Source organism: Methylobacterium sp. J-048, from assembly GCF_022829515.1.
Lineage (GTDB): Bacteria > Pseudomonadota > Alphaproteobacteria > Rhizobiales > Beijerinckiaceae > Methylobacterium.
In genome coordinates, this window is record NZ_JAKSYL010000070.1 from 1 (window position 1) to 16,743 (window position 16,743).

The 16,743-nt window shown below is 69.8% G+C and carries 19 protein-coding genes and 1 pseudogene; 8 read left to right on the forward strand and 12 right to left on the reverse strand.

Annotation, left to right across the window (positions count from 1 at the left end):
* The 3 genes from MKL09_RS03920 to MKL09_RS03930 form a co-directional block, all read right to left on the reverse strand.
* A partial coding sequence (locus MKL09_RS03920; RefSeq protein ID WP_244018145.1) for a polysaccharide biosynthesis/export family protein occupies window positions 1–426 on the reverse strand: 426 nt, incomplete at its 3' end.
* Window positions 427–618: 192 nt separating this feature from the next.
* Window positions 619–870 carry a Flp family type IVb pilin gene (locus MKL09_RS03925; RefSeq protein ID WP_244018147.1) on the reverse strand — a complete coding sequence of 84 codons (252 nt, stop codon included), beginning with the start codon at window positions 868–870 and terminating at the stop codon, window positions 619–621.
* A 210-nt stretch (window positions 871–1,080) separates the two neighbouring features.
* Window positions 1,081–1,332, reverse strand: a complete 252-nt coding sequence (locus MKL09_RS03930) for a DUF3072 domain-containing protein (protein WP_244018149.1) — start codon at window positions 1,330–1,332, stop codon at window positions 1,081–1,083.
* A gap of 195 nt (window positions 1,333–1,527) precedes the next feature.
* Between MKL09_RS03930 and MKL09_RS03935 the strand changes: the two genes are divergently transcribed.
* The 7 genes and pseudogenes from MKL09_RS03935 to MKL09_RS03965 all read left to right on the forward strand — a co-directional run bounded on the left by MKL09_RS03935 (window position 1,528) and on the right by MKL09_RS03965 (window position 7,223).
* Window positions 1,528–2,085 carry a gluconokinase gene (locus MKL09_RS03935; protein WP_244018150.1) on the forward strand — a complete coding sequence of 186 codons (558 nt, stop codon included), beginning with the start codon at window positions 1,528–1,530 and terminating at the stop codon, window positions 2,083–2,085.
* A gap of 3 nt (window positions 2,086–2,088) precedes the next feature.
* The gene (locus tag MKL09_RS03940) at window positions 2,089–2,910 is read left to right on the forward strand and encodes a Cof-type HAD-IIB family hydrolase (protein ID WP_244018151.1); all 822 of its coding nucleotides are present in this window, start codon (window positions 2,089–2,091) and stop codon (window positions 2,908–2,910) included.
* Between the two features lie 187 nt (window positions 2,911–3,097).
* Complete coding sequence (locus MKL09_RS03945) at window positions 3,098–4,045, forward strand: transglycosylase SLT domain-containing protein (protein ID WP_244018152.1); 948 nt, start codon at window positions 3,098–3,100, stop codon at window positions 4,043–4,045.
* A gap of 312 nt (window positions 4,046–4,357) precedes the next feature.
* Window positions 4,358–5,254, forward strand: a pseudogene (locus tag MKL09_RS03950) (helix-turn-helix transcriptional regulator); the annotation flags it as partial.
* 326 nt (window positions 5,255–5,580) lie between these two features.
* Window positions 5,581–6,444, forward strand: coding sequence for a serine O-acetyltransferase (cysE, locus tag MKL09_RS03955; protein ID WP_244018154.1), 864 nt, complete (start codon window positions 5,581–5,583; stop codon window positions 6,442–6,444).
* Window positions 6,445–6,549: 105 nt separating this feature from the next.
* Window positions 6,550–6,765 (forward strand): DUF3126 family protein, encoded by a 216-nt coding sequence (locus tag MKL09_RS03960; RefSeq protein ID WP_244018155.1) that lies wholly within the window; start codon window positions 6,550–6,552, stop codon window positions 6,763–6,765.
* A gap of 128 nt (window positions 6,766–6,893) precedes the next feature.
* Window positions 6,894–7,223: a DUF6949 family protein gene (locus tag MKL09_RS03965; protein ID WP_007565941.1), complete on the forward strand. Its 330-nt coding sequence runs from the start codon at window positions 6,894–6,896 to the stop codon at window positions 7,221–7,223.
* A 6-nt stretch (window positions 7,224–7,229) separates the two neighbouring features.
* Here MKL09_RS03965 and MKL09_RS03970 read toward each other — a convergent pair whose 3' ends face one another.
* On the reverse strand, window positions 7,230–7,871 hold the full coding sequence (locus MKL09_RS03970) for a transglutaminase-like cysteine peptidase (protein WP_409566898.1): 642 nt from the start codon (window positions 7,869–7,871) through the stop codon (window positions 7,230–7,232).
* A 385-nt stretch (window positions 7,872–8,256) separates the two neighbouring features.
* Between MKL09_RS03970 and MKL09_RS03975 the strand changes: the two genes are divergently transcribed.
* Window positions 8,257–8,514: a hypothetical protein gene (locus tag MKL09_RS03975; RefSeq protein WP_007565945.1), complete on the forward strand. Its 258-nt coding sequence runs from the start codon at window positions 8,257–8,259 to the stop codon at window positions 8,512–8,514.
* Window positions 8,515–8,878: 364 nt separating this feature from the next.
* On the opposite strand, the gene MKL09_RS03980 is transcribed toward MKL09_RS03975, so the two are convergent.
* The 8 genes from MKL09_RS03980 to MKL09_RS04015 all read right to left on the reverse strand — a co-directional run bounded on the left by MKL09_RS03980 (window position 8,879) and on the right by MKL09_RS04015 (window position 16,361).
* Window positions 8,879–9,511, reverse strand: a complete 633-nt coding sequence (locus tag MKL09_RS03980) for a transglutaminase-like cysteine peptidase (protein ID WP_244018157.1) — start codon at window positions 9,509–9,511, stop codon at window positions 8,879–8,881.
* A gap of 187 nt (window positions 9,512–9,698) precedes the next feature.
* Window positions 9,699–9,935 carry a hypothetical protein gene (locus MKL09_RS03985; protein ID WP_244018158.1) on the reverse strand — a complete coding sequence of 79 codons (237 nt, stop codon included), beginning with the start codon at window positions 9,933–9,935 and terminating at the stop codon, window positions 9,699–9,701.
* Between the two features lie 126 nt (window positions 9,936–10,061).
* Window positions 10,062–11,795 carry an AMP-binding protein gene (locus MKL09_RS03990; protein WP_244018160.1) on the reverse strand — a complete coding sequence of 578 codons (1,734 nt, stop codon included), beginning with the start codon at window positions 11,793–11,795 and terminating at the stop codon, window positions 10,062–10,064.
* 53 nt (window positions 11,796–11,848) lie between these two features.
* A complete protein-coding gene (locus MKL09_RS03995) occupies window positions 11,849–12,286 on the reverse strand; it encodes a hypothetical protein (RefSeq protein ID WP_244018162.1) in 438 nt (145 codons plus the stop codon).
* A 14-nt stretch (window positions 12,287–12,300) separates the two neighbouring features.
* The gene (locus MKL09_RS04000) at window positions 12,301–13,077 is read right to left on the reverse strand and encodes an enoyl-CoA hydratase (RefSeq protein WP_244018164.1); all 777 of its coding nucleotides are present in this window, start codon (window positions 13,075–13,077) and stop codon (window positions 12,301–12,303) included.
* Entirely contained in the window at window positions 13,077–13,970 is an 894-nt protein-coding gene (gene mmsB, locus MKL09_RS04005) for a 3-hydroxyisobutyrate dehydrogenase (protein WP_244018167.1), read from the reverse strand. The genes MKL09_RS04000 and mmsB overlap by 1 nt, the downstream gene beginning before the upstream one ends.
* Before the next feature lie 187 nt (window positions 13,971–14,157).
* Entirely contained in the window at window positions 14,158–15,219 is a 1,062-nt protein-coding gene (locus tag MKL09_RS04010) for an enoyl-CoA hydratase/isomerase family protein (protein WP_244018169.1), read from the reverse strand.
* On the reverse strand, window positions 15,219–16,361 hold the full coding sequence (locus tag MKL09_RS04015; RefSeq protein WP_244018171.1) for an isobutyryl-CoA dehydrogenase: 1,143 nt from the start codon (window positions 16,359–16,361) through the stop codon (window positions 15,219–15,221). The genes MKL09_RS04010 and MKL09_RS04015 overlap by 1 nt, the downstream gene beginning before the upstream one ends.
* Window positions 16,362–16,743: the final 382 nt, after the last annotated feature.

Consider the following 16,743-nt stretch of genomic DNA (forward strand, 5'->3'; position numbering starts at 1 on the left):
TGCGACCTTGATGCGCCCGGCATAGGGCACCGAGATCGCGCCGTCGCGGCCGACCGGCTGCTCGGGGATGAGGGCGGATTTGGAGCCGGCGGAGAACCGGTCGGCGACCAGCGGCCCGGAGAACAGGCCGCCGGAGCCGGCTTCCCAGACCGAGACCGAGACCATGTCGCCGACGCCGATCACCGGCTCGGTGGAGGGGCGGTGGTCGCCGAACGAGGCGAGCAGGCTGTCCAGCGGGCGTCCGCGCAGGGCTTCGATCACGGGCGGGGTGACATCGATGATCTCGTAGCGGGCGAGCACGCCGCCGTCGGCGGTCGCGACTTCCGCGCCCGCCTCGATCGCGCTCGCCGTCGGCCCCGCCGCGGGCAGATACGTGCAGCCCGACATCGCCGTCATGGCGAGCAGAGCAAGGGGAAGTTTGCGCATCCAGATGTTGCCCATCGGTTTTGCCGAGCCCGTGCCTAGCCCATAGCGGCTAGGGTGTCCGTAGCGGGTGGGCCACACTGCGCCCGCGACGGGCGAGAGAGCGGTTTCATCCTCGCTAAGCACAGCTTTTTCGGGGCAGACCGCAAATAATAATCCAGTTCGCACCGGGAGCGGGGCGCCGGGCGACTGGACTCAATTGGCCTGGGTCACCGCGCTGCTGATCTGATTGTAGATCGGGACCATCCGGGAGCCGTAGTACCGGATACTGCCGGCGGCGACCACGAAGATCAGGGCGCCGATCATGGCGTATTCCATCGCCGTGGAGCCGCGCGCATCCGAAGCGAACCGCCAGGCCCGGGACGCAGTCCGTTGGGCGCAGCCGGATACGCTGAGGCGGGATCGTCCGGAGGCAGTCCCAGACCTGTCGCAGCTCGGCTCAGCCATCCGTGACTCCGACATCCGCCGCCCCCGGTCGGCCTCGGCGCGGGGGCTCCATTTGGCGCCGCTCCCATTGCCGCCGACTTAATGGAATCCTCGAAACTCGGTCTTTACGCAGGCGAAACGACGAAGGGCCGAGACCTGGAAAGGCCCCGGCCCTTGCGGACGCATCAACCGAGGACAGGACCCGCCCGAATTGCGGGTCCCTTGAAGGGCTCAGGCGTGGCCGGCCTTGTGCCGCAGATCGTCGATCCGCTTGGAGGCTTCCGCCTTGTCGATGTCAGCGTCGAACGCCTCCGGCTCCTTGGCCTCTTCCGACAGGGTCTTGAGGTACGAGGCCTGCGCGCCGGTCATCGGCTCGCCGCCGGTGGTCCACTGATCCGGATCCTTGATCTGGTTCGACACGTCCTTCGGATCGGTTTTCGGGTTCTCCTGGGTCGTGTCGTGCTTGTCGGCTGCCTTGGCCATGGGACTCTCGTTCCTGAAATGTTCCGTCTTCGCATGGGAGAACGTGGTGCCCGCACCCGAAGTTCCCCGGGATGTCGAGGCGGAGCCGCTGTTCCCCAGAAACCTTTCCTTCCGGGTCGCCGCTCCTATTGATGGAGCCTGCGGCGCGCGGATGCGCCCCGGAGCACGGTGGTCCGGACGATGTCGGATGGGCGGATGCAGAACGAGGCGGGAGTGGCCGCGCGCGCAGCGCAGGTTCTCGTGGTCATGGGCGTTTCGGGCTCCGGCAAGAGCACCATCGGCGCGCTGATCGCCGAGCGGCTCGGCTGGATCTTCGTGGACGGCGACAGCTTCCACACCCCCGAGCACGTGGCCAAGATGCATGCCGGCCACGCCCTGGACGACGAGGACCGTGCCCCCTGGCTCGCCCGGATCGCGGTCTGGATCCAGCATCGGCTGGAGGCCGGGGAATCCGGCGTGGTGGTCTGCTCGGCCCTGCGCCGGGCGTACCGGGACGTGCTCACCCGCGGGAGTCGGCGCGTCCGCATCGTCTACCTGGACGGCGGCAGGACCCTGGTCGCCCGGCGCCTCGCCGAGCGCCACGGCCATTTCATGTCGCCCCGGCTGCTGGACAGCCAGTTCGCGACCCTGGAAATCCCGGGCCCCGACGAGCACCCGATCACGGTCGGGATCGACGCGCCGCCGGAGGCCATCGCCGACCGGGTCGTGGCACAGATCGCCGAAGAAACCCGCATACAAGCCGGACGGAGCTGAGCCATGGCTGCAGACGCGCGCAAGGCGACCGGGATCGCCCTGGTCATCTCCGATGTCGACGGCACGCTGGTGACCGGCGACAAGCAGCTCGCCGCCTCGACCATCGCTGCGGTGAAGCGACTGCGCGTGGCCGGGATCGGCTTCAGCATCGCTTCGGCCCGCCCGCCGATCGGTTTGAAGGGGCTGATCGCCGAGCTCGGCCTCGACTTGCCGATGGGGGCCTTCAACGGTGCGAGCGTGGTCGGGCCTGACCTCTCGATCATCGAGGAACAGCTGATCCCGGAAGCCGCCGCGCGGGCGGCGCTGGAGCGCCTCGAGGCCGAGAACCTCGACGTCTGGGTGTTCGCCGAGGGGGCCTGGTGCCTGCGCGACCCGGACGGCCCCTACGCCGATCTCGAGCGCCGGACGATCGGCGCGGAGCCGCGCGTGGTGGCCGATCTCGGCACGCTGATGGGCGTGGCCTCGAAGATCGTCGGGGTCAGCCGCGACCACGCCCATCTCGCCGCCTGCGAGGCCCGGATCGGCGCGGCGCTGGCCGACCGCGCCACCGTGCACCGCTCGCAGGCCTATTACCTCGACGTCACGCCCCCCGGGCTCGACAAGGGCCGGTTCGTGACCTGGATGAGCCGCCATCTCGGCATCCCGGCCGAGCGGATCGCGACCTTCGGGGATGCCGGCAACGATCGGCCGATGTTCGCGCGCAGCGGTTTCTCGGTGGCAATGGGCAATGCCGAGGCGAGCGTGAAGGCCGCCGCCAGCGCCGTGACCGACGGCAATGACGCCGACGGCTTCGCCCACGGCGTCGCGCGCTTCATCCTGCCCTGACCGCCCCCGAAAGCAGCGCCCTGTGGATAACCAGGATGGTTAACCGGACGGCGCGTACCTGTGGCCCACGAGGCACAGACGCGCCCGACATCCCCGTCGCCCACAGGCCGTCGAATCCGGGCCGCTTTCCGGCCTCATTTCCCGGCGACCTAGCTTGACCACAGAACAAGCAGGACCGGGTCTCGGAATGCATCGCCTCTTCCTGGCTGCCGCTCTCGCGGTCGTGCCCGTCGCCGCCTTCGGGCAGAGCGCGCACGACAACATCGACGCGCTGATCGAGCAGCAGGCCAAGGCGAACGGTGTCCCGGCGAGCTTCGTCCACGCGGTGGTCAAGCGCGAGAGCAACTACAATCCGCGGGCGAAGGGCGGCAGCGCCCTCGGCCTGATGCAGATCAAGCACGCGACGGCGCGCAGCCTCGGCTATACCGGCGACGCCGCGGGGCTACTCGATCCGGCGACCAACCTGCGCTACGGCGTCGCCTACCTGGCGGGGGCCTATCGCACCGCTCAGGGCAACGTCAGCCAAGCCTACCACTACTACAACCGTGGCTATTACTACGCGGCCAAGCGCCAGGGCATCTCCAGCGAGGTCGCCTCGGTGGTGGCCCCCGTGGCGGCTTCGGCCAGCGCCCTGGCGAGCCTGTTCGGCGGCGGCGTCAGCGATTCCACCGCCGCTTCGGCGGCCCTGGCCTATGCGCCGACCGCCCCCGCAGTGGCGGCGGTGCCGACCGAGACGGTCGAGGTCCCGCTCCCGCCCCGGCGTCCCTCCGCTCTCAGCGGCGCGATCGAATATGCGAGCCTCACGGTCGAGCCAGCCGCAGCAACCGCGAGCCCGGCCGTGCAGATGGCCTCGGCCGAAGCCGTGGAGGTGCCGCTGCCGCCGCGCCGCCCGGCCGGCCTCGGCAGCGCCGTCGCGGAGGCCGCCCCGGCCCAGCTCGCCGAGCTGCGCCTGTCACCCCAGCCCGAGGCCACCCCGATGACCCCCGCGGCCGCCGCGGCCCCGGTCACCGAAGCGGTCGAGGTGCCGCTGCCGCCGCGCCGGCCGTCGATCCAGTTGCTGGCCGCAGCCACGCCGCGCCGCGCCCACGCTGCCGCCACCCCCGTCCGTGAGGCCACGGCCATCCCGGTCGAGTGACGTCGCGCGAGGCTGGACAACCAGCGCTTGTCCCACCTCTGCCCACACGAGGATCATGCACAAGGCTTGACCACCGGGCCGTTCCGCAACACATAGGCGCCACGCCAGCACCAGGGTTGGATCGACGCGGCAATGGCCCGTCGATCGGTCGAAGCCGCCGGGCACAGGCGGCGCAATACAGATTTCAGGGCAGGACACGCCGGGCTTCGTACGAACAGTCGGGCGGCACCTGCGCGATCCGCGGGTGCGTATCAGAATTCATCTTGAAGTGGCAGACATGCAGGGCAAGCACTCTGCTTTCGGGCTGGCAGGAAAGCGGACGACGCCATGACCGGCGTGTTGGAACAGGAATCGCTCTTTCTCACGGATCTCGGGCGCCGCGTCAGGCACGCGCGCACCGTGCGCGGTCTGTCGCGCAAGGTGCTGTCCCAGACCTCGGGTCTCTCCGAGCGCTACATCGCGCAGCTCGAGGGCGGGCAGGGCAACGTCTCGATCATCCTGCTGCGGCGGGTCGCCAACGCCATGGGCGTGCGCCTCGACGACCTGATCACCGGCAATGACGGCCTGCCCGACTGGCCGGTGGTGCGCGATCTCCTCGGCCAGGCGAATCCGGCCCAGATCGCTGCCGCCAAGGAGGCCTTGTCCGGCGGCAGCCGACAGGAATCGAGCGGCCGCCTGCGCGTGGCGCTGATCGGCCTGCGCGGCGCCGGCAAGTCGACCCTGGGCAAGCTCGCGGCCGAGCGCCTGGGCTGGACCTTCGTCGAGCTGAACGCCGAGATCGAGCGTGAGAACGCGCTCTCGGTGCAGGAGATCTTCGCGATCTACGGCCAGGAGGGCTACCGCCGGCTGGAGCAGGCGGCGCTCCGCCGCCTCACCGAGCATCCGGGCCCGCTGATCCTGGCAACCAGCGGCGGCATCGTGGCCGAGCCGCTGACCTACGACCTGCTGCTCCAAGCGTTCTACACGATCTGGCTCCGCGCCCGGCCCGAGGAGCATATGAGCCGCGTCCGCGAGCAGGGGCACTTGGCCACCACCGGCGACCATGCCTCGGCGATGCAGGAACTGCGCGCCGTGCTGGCGAGCCGGGAGCCGCTTTACGCCCGGGCTTCGGCCACGGTCGACACCTCCGACATCCCGCTCCAGACCATGGTCGATCGGCTCGTCGCGGCGATCGAGGCGCGGTTCGGCGAGGCGGTCGTCGCCGGCTGAGCGACCTCCGGAACCGGTGACAGCGACGCCGGTGCGGCATCTCCCTCGGCCGCTTGACCCTTGATCGATGTGGTGCGGCGCACCACGCTATGGCATCGTCTCGCCCGGGTCCGCCAAGTTTCGGAACGCACGATGCATGAGACCAAGCGCCTTGCGCATGGCTTCGCCTGTAGGACGATGTGCTAGGATGCCCCGCGACGGCGGGGTCCTTCACCTCGCCTGTCGCCGTGCCAGAGCTTCGCTGCAGCGCCCGGCCGGAATAGGCGACGGGGCCGGATCCGCCGTCGGAACAGCGAGCCAGACAGTTCGATCATGAGCCACCGTCCATGAGTGCCAGCCCAGCCCTCCGCCCAGCCTTCGACCGCGACGCGGGCGACCTCGCGGTCTGCGATCCGGTCTGGTCGCGGCTGCGCGCCGAGGCCGAGGATGTGCTGCGCACCGAGCCCCAGCTCGCCTCCTTCATCGTCGCCACGATCCTGAACCACGCCACCTTGGAAGGCGCGGTCGCCCACCGGGTCGCGGCCCGGCTGGGACACCCGTCGCTGCCGGCCGAGCTGGTCGCCCACGCCTTCCACGAGGCGATCGCGGCCGATCCCGCCATCGGGCAGGCGTTCCGCGCCGATATCGGCGCCGTGATCGACCGGGATCCCGCGACCCTGCGGGCGCTGGAGCCGGTCCTGTACTTCAAGGGCTTTCACGCGCTCCAGGCCTACCGCCTCGCCCACCACGTCTGGACCCGGGGCCGGCGCGACCTCGCGCTCTACCTGCAGAGCCGGGTCTCCGAGGTGTTCCAGTGCGATATTCACCCGGCCGCCCGCATCGGCCGGGGCGTGTTCCTCGACCACGCCACCGGCCTCGTGGTCGGCTCGACCGCGGTGATCGAGGACGACGTGTCGATCCTCCACGGGGTGACGCTCGGCGGAACCGGCAAGCAGCGCGGCGACCGCCATCCCAAGATCCGCCGCGGCGTGATGATCGGCGCCGGCGCCAAGATCCTGGGCAATATCGAGGTCGGCGCCTGCGCCCGGGTGGCGGCAGGCTCGGTGGTGCTGCGGCCGGTCCCGGCCAACACCACGGTGGTCGGCGTGCCGGCCCGCGTCGTCGGCACCGCCGGCTGCGACGATCCGGCCCGGGCCATGGACCAGCTGGTGGCCCTCGACCAGTTCATCCATGTGGGCGACGGGATCTGATCCCGACGCGGCCGCGCTTGCCGCTCCGCCGCTTGCGTGGCAAGCCCTCCGCCGATCCGGGCGCCAGCGCCGCAACGTCATCGTCGCCATGGGAGGCCAGACAGCGTGACCAAAGCCGAGACCGCGAAATTGCAGGACTACTTGCGCCGCAAGTTCGCCAACAACAGCATCCGCCTGACCGCGATGAAAACCGGCGATTCCGCCGAGGTGTTCATCGGCGAGGAGTCGATCGGCGTCATCGCCGACGACAAGGAGGACGGCGACGATTCCTTCGTCTTCCGCATGGCGATCCTCGACATCGACCTCGAGGAAGAGGCCTGAGGCACACGACGCGGGCCGGGTTCCACCGGCCCGCGCCTGTGTATGGGTTAACGCTAACCCGTGGGATTGCTTAACAATCAGTAAATCGTGTGGCTAAACTGCGCGCAGCCTGTTCAGGAGCGCGAATAATGGTCCTCACGCCCGCCGCCCTCGAATCGATCCGGACCCTTTGCATCGGCCTCGCGCTGTCCGGGCTGATCGCGAGCGCCTTCGAGCTGTTCGCCGCGCGACGCGCGAGCTTCAGCCTGCTGGAGCGGGGCGGCCTGCCGGCGGTGGCGGCCCTGCCGATGCTGGCCTTCTCGGCCCCGTTCATCATCCTGCGCAATACCCTGCGCGGCCGTAAGATCGAGGGCCGGCCGATGCCGTTCGTGATGCTGGCGACCGTGATCGCCTGCGGCTGGGGCCTGCTCTCCGGCCGGGTCGCCCTGGATCTCGCGGCGATGCTGGTCGGCGCGTAGGACGTCTCACGGCTCCGCGGTCGCCACCTGGGCTGCCCCATCCCGGCCCTCCAGCGACACCCAGGCCTCGCCGTCCTGGCCCGCGCGCTTGATGAAGCTGTAGCCGGTGCGCCGCCAGGGGCGGATCGCGTCGATCTTGTTGTCGAGGATGAAGTCGCCCCGGTCGGTGCGGACCGTCAGCACCGCGTGACCGGCATTGGTCTCGTCGATCACCACCGTCATCAGCAGGGCCCGCCGGGGCAGGCCGCGCTCGGCCAGCATCCGCCGCTTGAGCAGCTGGTAATCCTCGCAATCGCCGAACCCGTCATCGGGAAAGTCCCAGCGGTCGACGACGCCCCAATGCGCCTGGTCGGTGATCGGCCGGATGCGGGCGTTAACCCGACGGTTGACGCTGCGCAGCGTCCGCCACACGGCGACGGTCAGCGGGATCGCCACCGGCTCCGCGGTATCGAGCGTACATTCCTCCGGCCTGCGTCCGCAGAACTCAGTCCAGCCGGTGATCGCACCGATCGGGCCGTTGGCCTCGGGGGCGGTCGCGCCCTCGGGCAGGGTCAGGCGGGCATGGGCGTGGGTGTTGGCGCCGCCCAGCATCAGGATCGTGCCGACCAGGGCGAGGCTCGCGGCCTGACGGGCTCGGCGCAGCGGCATCGACCATCCGCGCCAGTGCGGCGCAAGGAGCGCGAGAGCCGGAATCCCACCATCCGCGTGCCGCATGGATCACGCCCCATCGACCGATGATGACGGGAAGGTGACACGCAGGCGTGCAACGCACAATGACGCAAATGGGAGAACTAACGCCCAAGGCGCTCGATCGGTTCCACTTTTCGCCGGTGTTGCATCCACGTTGCTGAAGCGCTGCGCATGCGCTGACGGAATGGCCGCTCTGCCTGCTCACGGAAGAGCTTGATCCAAACCAGCTTTGCCGGCTTGAGACAGGGGCCGCTCGCGCGTGGATTCGCGGGTGGATCCGTCATTTCGCAAGAACCCGGCCATCCCCGCGTGGGATCGCCCCAGGCCAGAGAAGGATTTCACGATGCAGCCCGCCATCCAGCAGGTGATCAGAGCGCTCGCCGAGGATGGTCGGGCCGGTGCTATCGGCATCGCCGAGCACGCCGTGGAAGCCTATCTGGCCGGCTCGCCCACCGAAGGCGACCGCGCCCTGTCGCGCGACATCCTGGTCCGCGACCTCGCCAGCCTCCGGGGCATCGCCCCGCACCTCGCCGGCTTCATTGGCCGGGTCGAGACTTTCGTGGCGAACCTCGCCCAGCCCTCGCTCAGCCGCGCCGCCTGAACGGGATTCCTCGGAACGCTGTCCCGAACCTCGCCAGAGGGCCTTGGGCCCAGCCCTTTCAAGGTGTTTGGCGCAGCAATTCAAGCGAGACGCGACGCGCTCTCCTCCCCCTTGCGGGGAGGAGCTGGAGGTGGGGGGGGTTCAGAAGGCACCGCTGCGCCCCGTTCTGCACCACCCCCACCCCTGACCCCTCCCCGCAAGGGGGCGGGGAAAGCGTCAATTTTTCAAAGCGTTGGCGTCAAGTTGAGACGTGTGAACCCATCGGCGAAACGTCCCGAACGCGACCCAATCCAAACATCTTGAAAGGGCTGGGTCTCGGGCTCTTTGGAAACCCGGACCATGCTGTCGCAAGCTGAAGACCGGATCAACGGTTCGCCGTGGTGACCGGCGAGGTGACGCCGCCGAGCGAGACCCACGCCGTGGCGTCCTGGCTCTCGCGCTTGATGAACACGTAGCCGGTCTTGTGCCAGGCCTCGATCACGCTGGTCTTGTTGTCGAGGATCAGGTCGCCCCGGTCGGTGATCAGGGTGAGCACCGCGTGGCCCTCGCCCTTCTCGTCGATCACCACGGTCATGCGCATCGCCCGCCGGGGCAGGCCGGCCTCGGCCAGCAGGTGGCGCTTGAGCAACTGGAAATCCTCGCAATCGCCGATGCCGTCCTCGGCGAGGTCCCAGCGGTCGGCGACGTGGAGGTGCTCCATGTCGGTCATCGGCTCGACCGACTTGTTCACCCGACGGTTGATCGAGACGATCGTCGCCCAGATCGCCGGGGTGAGGCTGATGCGAGCCGGCTCGTTCCGGTCCACCGCGCATTCCGCCGCATAGGACTGGCAGAACGTCACCCAGGCCGCGATCGGGCGGGCATCACCGAGCACCTTGGCGCCGGATTCAGGCGGCAGGCTCGCCAGGGTCTGGGCCTCGGCGGTCACCGCGAGGCCGAGCAGCACCAGCGCGCCGACGAGCGTCACCCGAACCGTCTTGAGAAGCCCCGCGCCCATCGAACCCGTCCTCGTTGTTGAGGACAGGATTGCGCCGCAGAGCCTCCGCGGCGCTGAAGCAGATCGGCGCAATTTTATCGATTCGCCCGCGGCGGCGGGCTCTAGCGCGACAACGTCGACGGGCGGCTTGAGAACCCCGGCGAATGCGCATCATCGGGTTGGGGAAGCGGAAACCTTGATCGTTCCTTCAGGAGCCGAGCAGCTTCACGAAGGCGGCACCAGCCCCGAAGAAGGCGGCACCGGCCGCCATCCCAGCGAGGCCGATCTGCCATGGGGCGAGGGCACGGTCGCGCTCCAGCTTCGCCGCTTCGGCCATCAGCTTCTTCTGCTCGGCCACGAATTTCTGGGACTCCTCGATCGCGCGCAGCACCCGCGTGACCTGCTCGGCAATATCGAGCGACCCGGGAGCGGACGTGTCGGCCATCGGCCCTGATTCCCCAGCGTTCCGGTTACGATAACCTGAGGGCTGCCCGCCGCGACGGCAAGGGGCTCGCACCCGCCCGGAACGGCCGTCGATCTGGCTATGCGGAAGCCGGATCGACGGCCTCTATCACCCCGCCGTCTGGTCGAGCTTGCGCTCCGTCTCGCCTTTCAGCTCCGGAAAGTCAGCCTGCGTGTAGGCCCGGCCCCGGTGCGGATCCTCGGTCACGCCGTCATGCTCCAGCCGGCGCAGCTGCACCCGGCGGATCTTGCCCGAGATAGTCTTGGGCAGCTCGGTGACGAATTCGAGCCCGCGCAGCCGCTTAAACGTCGCCAGCCGGGCATTGGTGAAGCGGAAGATGTCGAGCGCCGTCTCCGGGCCGGCCGAGGCGCCGGCCACCAGCGAGACATAGGCCTTCGGGATCGTGTGGCGCATCGGATCGGGGATCGGCACCACCGCGGCCTCGGCCACGGCCGGATGTTCGATCAGCACGCTCTCCAGCTCGAACGGGCTGATGCGGTAGCCGGACGACTTGAACACGTCGTCGGCGCGGCCGACGAAGGTATAGCAGCCCTGGTCGTCCACGAAGGCGACGTCGCCGGTGCGGTAGACCGAACCCTCGGCCCCCGACAGGTTGCCGCCGCCGTCGTCGTAGCCCTGCATCAGGCCGGCGGGGCGGTGAGCCCCGAGTTCCAGGCAGACCTCGCCCTCGCTGGCCGGCTCCCCGTCGGCGTCGAGCACGCGCACGCGATAGCCTGGCAGCGGCCGGCCGAGGGCGCCGGGCACCACCGGCTGACCGGGTGTGTTGGCCATCAGGGCCGTGGTCTCGGTCTGGCCGTAACCGTCGCGGATCGTGACGCCCCAGGCGTCCTTCACGCGCTCGATCACCTCGGGGTTCAGGGGCTCGCCGGCGGCGCAGACCTCGCGCAAGGCCAGCGACCGGCCGGTGAGGTCCTCTTGGATGATCATCCTCCACACGGTCGGCGGCGCGCAGAGCGTAGTGGCGCGGGTGCGCTCCAGCTGCGCCAGCAGCGCGGCCGCGTTGAACGGCGCCTGGTTGATCACCAGGATGGTCGCGCCGGCATTCCAGGGGGCGAAGAACGACGACCAGGCGTGCTTGGCCCAGCCGGGCGAGGACACGTTGCAATGCACGTCCCCGGGCTGGAGCCCGAGCCAGTACATGGTCGAAAGCGCGCCCACCGGATAGGAGCGGTGGCTGTGGCGCACCAGCTTCGGCTTCGCGGTGGTGCCGGACGTGAAGTAGAGCAGCAGCGGGTCGTCGGCCGCGGTCGGCCCGTCGGGCGTGAAGGTCTCGGAGGCACCGCGCACGTCGTCGTAGGCGCTCCAGCCCTGCGTCGCCGCGCCGGTGACGATGCGGATCGCGCCGCCGGTTTCCAGGCCGGCGAAGCGCCCGATCTGCTCCGGCCCGGCCACGATCGCCCGCGGCCGGCCGCGGGCCAGACGGTCGGCGAGCTCGTCCGCCGTCAGCAGGGTGGTGGCCGGGATGACCGCGGCCCCGAGCTTCATCGCCGCCAGCATGGTCTCCCACAGGGCCGGGACATTGCCCAGCAGCAGGAGCAGGTGGTCTCCGCGCTTCAGCCCGAGCCCGCGCAGGTGGTTGGCGACCTGGTTGGACCGGCTGGCGATCTGCCCGAAGGTCAAGCTCTGCTCGGCGCCGCTGCCGGCCTCGACGATGTGGAGCGCGGTGCGGTCGCGGCTCTCGGGCCCGGCGAGCTCGGCGTCGAACCAGTCGAGCGCCCAGTTGAACGGCACCGGGTCTGGCCAGGCGAAGGTCGAAACCGCCGCCGCGTAATCGGTGCGATGGGCCAGCAGCAGATCGCGGGCCTCCCGGAAGCTAGGCATGGTCGTTCCCCCGTCGTTCTTGTTCGGCCGGCTGACCCGGCCCCTTCCCGCCCTCAGGCGGGAATCAGGTTCTCGCCGGCCTCACCGCGCGCGAGCCGCTGCACCATGCCGGCGTGGAAATGGCGGATCTCCTCGGCGATCGCCTCCGCCGCGCGGCTGCTGCGGGGAAAGTCGTCGGCGTTGAGCCCGATCAGGCCGGCGGTGTAGCCGGTCTCGTTATTCTCGAACGGGTCGGCATAGAGCCAGGTCCACCAGTCCCGGGCCGGGACCAGGCTCGCGCCGGGCTTGACCCGCAGCGCCGCCAGGAACCGGAAATGCCGGAGCAGTTCCTTGCGCCAGACCGCCCGCGTCTCCGGGGCCACGTCGAAGGCCAGCAGCTTCACGAGATGCTCGTTGATGGTCTCCTCCCGCCCGCGCGCCTTCTGGGCGACGATCGCGCGCGGGAAAGCCATCTCGAAGCGGGCTTCGCTATCGCGGTCCAGGACGTCCATCGCCCATGCCCCGCTCAGGTGTTCTCGAACCGGGCCGGCCGCTTCTCCACGAACGCGGCCATGCCCTCCTTCTGGTCCTGCGTGGCGAACATCGCGTGGAAGACCCGGCGCTCGAAGCGCACGCCCTCGGTGAGGGTGGTCTCGTACGAGCGGTTGACCGCCTCCTTGGTCATCATGGCGATCGGCAGCGACATGGATGCGATGGTCTCGGCCGCCTTCAGCGCCTCGTCGAGGAGCTGGTCCGCCGGGATCACCCGCGAGACCAGGCCGGCGCGCTCGGCCTCGGCGGAATCCATCATCCGGCCGGTCAGGCACATCTCCATGGCTTTCGACTTGCCGACGAACCGCGTGAGCCGCTGGCTGCCGCCGATCCCCGGCATGACGCCGAGCTTGATCTCGGGCTGGCCGAACTGCGCCGTGTCGGCGGCCAGGATGAAGTCGCACATCATGGCCAGCTCGCAGCCGCCGCCGAGGGCGTAGCCCGCCACCGCGGCGATGATCGGCGTGCGCACCCCCGTGAACCGCTCCCAGTCGGCGAAGCGGTCTTGCGCATACATCTCGGCATAGGTCGCGTGCTGCATCTCCTTGATGTCGGCCCCGGCCGCGAAGGCCTTGGCCGAGCCGGTGATGACGATGCAGCCGATGCCCGGATCGGCATCCGCCTCGGTCGCCGCCCGGATCACCTCACGGGTGAGCTGCGCGTTGATGGCGTTGAGCGCCTTCGGGCGGTTGAGGGTGATGAGCAGGACCCGCCCGCGTGTCTCCGTCAGGATCGTCTCGTAGGCGTCCATTACGACTCACTCCCTGGACCGCGAAGCATACGGATGATCGCGGAAAAGTCCTCTCCCCCGTGGCCGAGGCCCTCGAACAGCCCGTAGATCTGCGCGGCCTCGGCGCCGAGCGGTGTCGCCGCCCCCGAGGCGAGGGCGGCGGCCTGCGCCAGCCGGAGGTCCTTGAGCATCAGCGCGGCGGCGAAGCCCGGCTTGTAGCCGGCATTGGCCGGCGAGGTCGGCACCGGGCCCGGCACCGGGCAGTAGGTGGTCAGCGACCAGCACTGGCCCGAGGAGACCGAGGCGACGTCGTAGAGCGCCTGGTGCGACAGGCCGAGTTTCTCGCCCAGTGCGAAGGCCTCGCTGACGCCGATCATCGAGATCCCGAGGATCATGTTGTTGCAGATCTTGGCCGCTTGCCCGGCGCCGGCCGCGCCGCAATGGAACACGTTCTTGCCCATGGCCTTCAGCAGGGGCTCAGCCTTGGCGAAGGCGGCCTCGGTGCCGCCGGCCATGAAGGTCAGCGTCCCGGCCTTGGCGCCGCCGGTCCCGCCGGAGACCGGCGCATCGACCGACAGGCAGCCCCGCGCCTCGGCGAGGTCGTGGGCCTTGCGCGAGCTCTCGACATCCACCGTCGAGGAATCGATCAGCAGGGTGCCGGTCGGCAGGGCATCGGCGAGCTGGGTCCAGACCTCGACCACGTGCCGCCCGGCGGGCAGCATGGTGACCACCACCTCCGCGCCCTCGGCCGCTTCCAGGGCGGAACCCGCGACCGCGATCCCTCCCGCCCGAGCCGTCTCCAGGGAGGCCGGCGCCAGGTCGAACCCGCGCACGGTATGACCCGCCTTCACGAGGTTGGCCGCCATGGGGCCGCCCATGTTGCCGAGACCGATGAACCCGATGGTCTGTGCCATCATACTCCTCCCGTTTGCTTGTTAGTGCCCCTCCCAACCATCCCCTCATCCTGAGGTGCGGCGAAGCCGCCTCGAAGGAGGGCTCCAGGGATCGCGCGGCGGCTGGAGAGCTCCTTCGAGGCCCAGCGATCCTATGGATCGCCGGGCACCTCAGGATGAGGTGGGTGTTGGGAGAGGCGGCCTCACATCACACCGGCCCCGTACGGCCTTGAGAAAACACCGGCTCCGCGCGCGGCTCAAGCCAGCTTGCGATCCGAGCCGGGTCGACGGCGTCGAGGCTCGGCGGGTTCCAGCGCGGGCTCTTGTCCTTGTCGATCACCGCCGCCCGGATGCCCTCGCGGAAATCGCCCTCCTCCAGCAGCGCCAGCGAGGCGTGGAACTCGCGCTCCAGGCAGGCTTCGAGGTTGGGGGAGCGCCGGCCGAGTCGCAGCAGGCAGAGCGTCAGGACCAGGCTCGACGGGGACTTGGTCAGCAGGGTCTTGCGGGTCGCCGCCGCGAAGTCGGAACCGTCCGCCGCCAGGGCCGACAGGATCTCGTCGACCATGTCGAAGCCGAAACAGCGTTCGATGGTCTCGCGATGCTGCGCCAGGGGCGGTTCGCCGGGATCGCGCGCCAGCCGGCCGAGCACGTCGCGCACGCCCGCATCGCCGGCATCGGGCGGCAGGGCCGACAGCGCGTCGATCAGATCGGGGAGCGCCTGCGTGGGCACCAGCAGATCGGCGAGCCCGCAAAACATCGCGTCGGCGGCGGCGACCGGCTCGCCGGTCAGGCCGAGATAGGTGCCGATCTGGCCTGGTGCGCGCGGCAGCAGCCAGGTGCCGCCGACATCCGGCAGGTAGCCGATGCCGGTCTCCGGCATGGCGACGCGCGAGCGCTCGGTGACGACCCGGTGGGCGGCATGCCCGGCGAGGCCGACGCCGCCGCCCATGGTGATGCCGTCCATCACCGCCACGAACGGTTTTTCGTAAGCCGCGATCCGGGAATCCAACCGGTACTCGTCCCGCCAGAAGGCTTCGGCGAAGGCGGTGCCCGGGCTGTCATACAGGCCGCGCAGGTCGCCGCCGGCGCAGAGGCCGCGCTCGCCCTCGCCGGTGAGCAGCACCGCCGCGATGCCGGGATCGGCCGAGAACTGGTTCAGGGCTCCGTCGATCGCCAGGACCATACCGTGGGTCAGGGCGTTCAGGGCCTTGGGCCGGTCGAGGCGCAGGCGGCCTAGGGCGCCGACGCGCTCGACGATCACATCGGTCATCAGCGTCCCCCGGTCAGAGCGCGGGCGATGATCACCCGCATGATCTCGTTGGTGCCTTCGAGGATCTGGTGCACGCGCAGGTCGCGAACGATCTTCTCGATTCCGTACTCGGCGAGATAGCCGTAGCCGCCGTGGAGCTGCAGGGCCTGGTTGGCGACCTCGAAGGCGGCATCCGTCACATGGCGCTTGGCCATGGCGCAGAGCTGGGTGGCGGCGGGATCCTTGGCGTCGAGCGCCGCTGCGGCGTGGCGCAGGAAGGTGCGCGACACCTCCAGGGCGGTCGCCATGTCAGCCAGCCGGAACTGGAGCGCCTGGAAGTCGCTGAGCCGGGACCCGAAGGCGCGCCGGTCGCCCATATAGGCCAGGGTCTTGTCGAGGGCCGACTGGGCCCCGCCCAGCGCGCAGGCGGCGATGTTGAGCCGGCCGCCGTCGAGGCCGCTCATGGCGATGCGGAAGCCCTGGCCTTCCGCGCCGAGGCGGTTGGCCACCGGCACGCGGCAACCGTCGAACCGCACGGCCCGGGTCGGCTGCGCGTTCCAGCCCATCTTGCGCTCTTCGGCGCCGAAGGAGAGGCCGGGCGTCCCCTTCTCGACCACGATCGCCGAGATGCCCTTCGGCCCCGCCTCGCCGGTGCGGACCATGCAGATGTAGAGGTCGCTGACGCCGGCGCCGGAGATGAACTGCTTCTCGCCGGTCAGCACATAATCGTCGCCGTCGCGCTCGGCCCGGGTGCGGAGGGCCGCCGCGTCGGAGCCCGAGCCCGGCTCGGTCAGGCAGTAGCTGGCGATGGTCTCCATGCCCATCAGGGCCGGGATCCAGCTTTGGCGCTGGTCCGCGTCGCCGTAGGCGTCGATCATCCAGGCGCACATGTTGTGGATCGACAGGAACGCCGCCACGGTCGGGCAGCCGGTGCTCAGCGCTTCGAAGATCAGGGCAGCGTCGAGCCGCGACAGGCCCGAGCCGCCGACATCCTCGCGCACGTAGATGCCGGCCATGCCGAGCGCCGCGGCCGCCCGCAGGGTCTCGACCGGGAAGGTCTTGTCCCGGTCCCAGTCGAGGGCATGCGGCGCGATATGCTCGGCCGCGAAGCCGAGCGCCATCTCGCGGATCGCGGTCCGATCCTCATCGAGCCCGAAACTCATGGGCGTCACTCCAATAGGTCAGAACACGGCCCCTGCCCCCTGTGCGGGGAGAGGACCACCCGGAGGGTTCGGCACCAAGCCTCTGAACCACCACACCACGCTCTCCCCTCCCCCTTGCGGGGAGGGGTCAGGGGTGGGGGTGGTTCCAGATGAGACTCGGCGGTGCCTTCTGCACCACCACCACCTCCAACTCCTCCCCGCAAGGGGGAGGAGAGAGCGTAGCACATCCGGCGCGCACCGGAGCCGCAAAGGGCGGCTGCGGTGCTACAGCAGCGTCGGGGTGGAGACCTCTGCCACGCTCTTGATGCCGCGGGGCCAACGCTTCGTTACCGGCATTGTCTTGGTGGATGAGTTGGATGGGCTGAAGGACTGCGGTATGGTC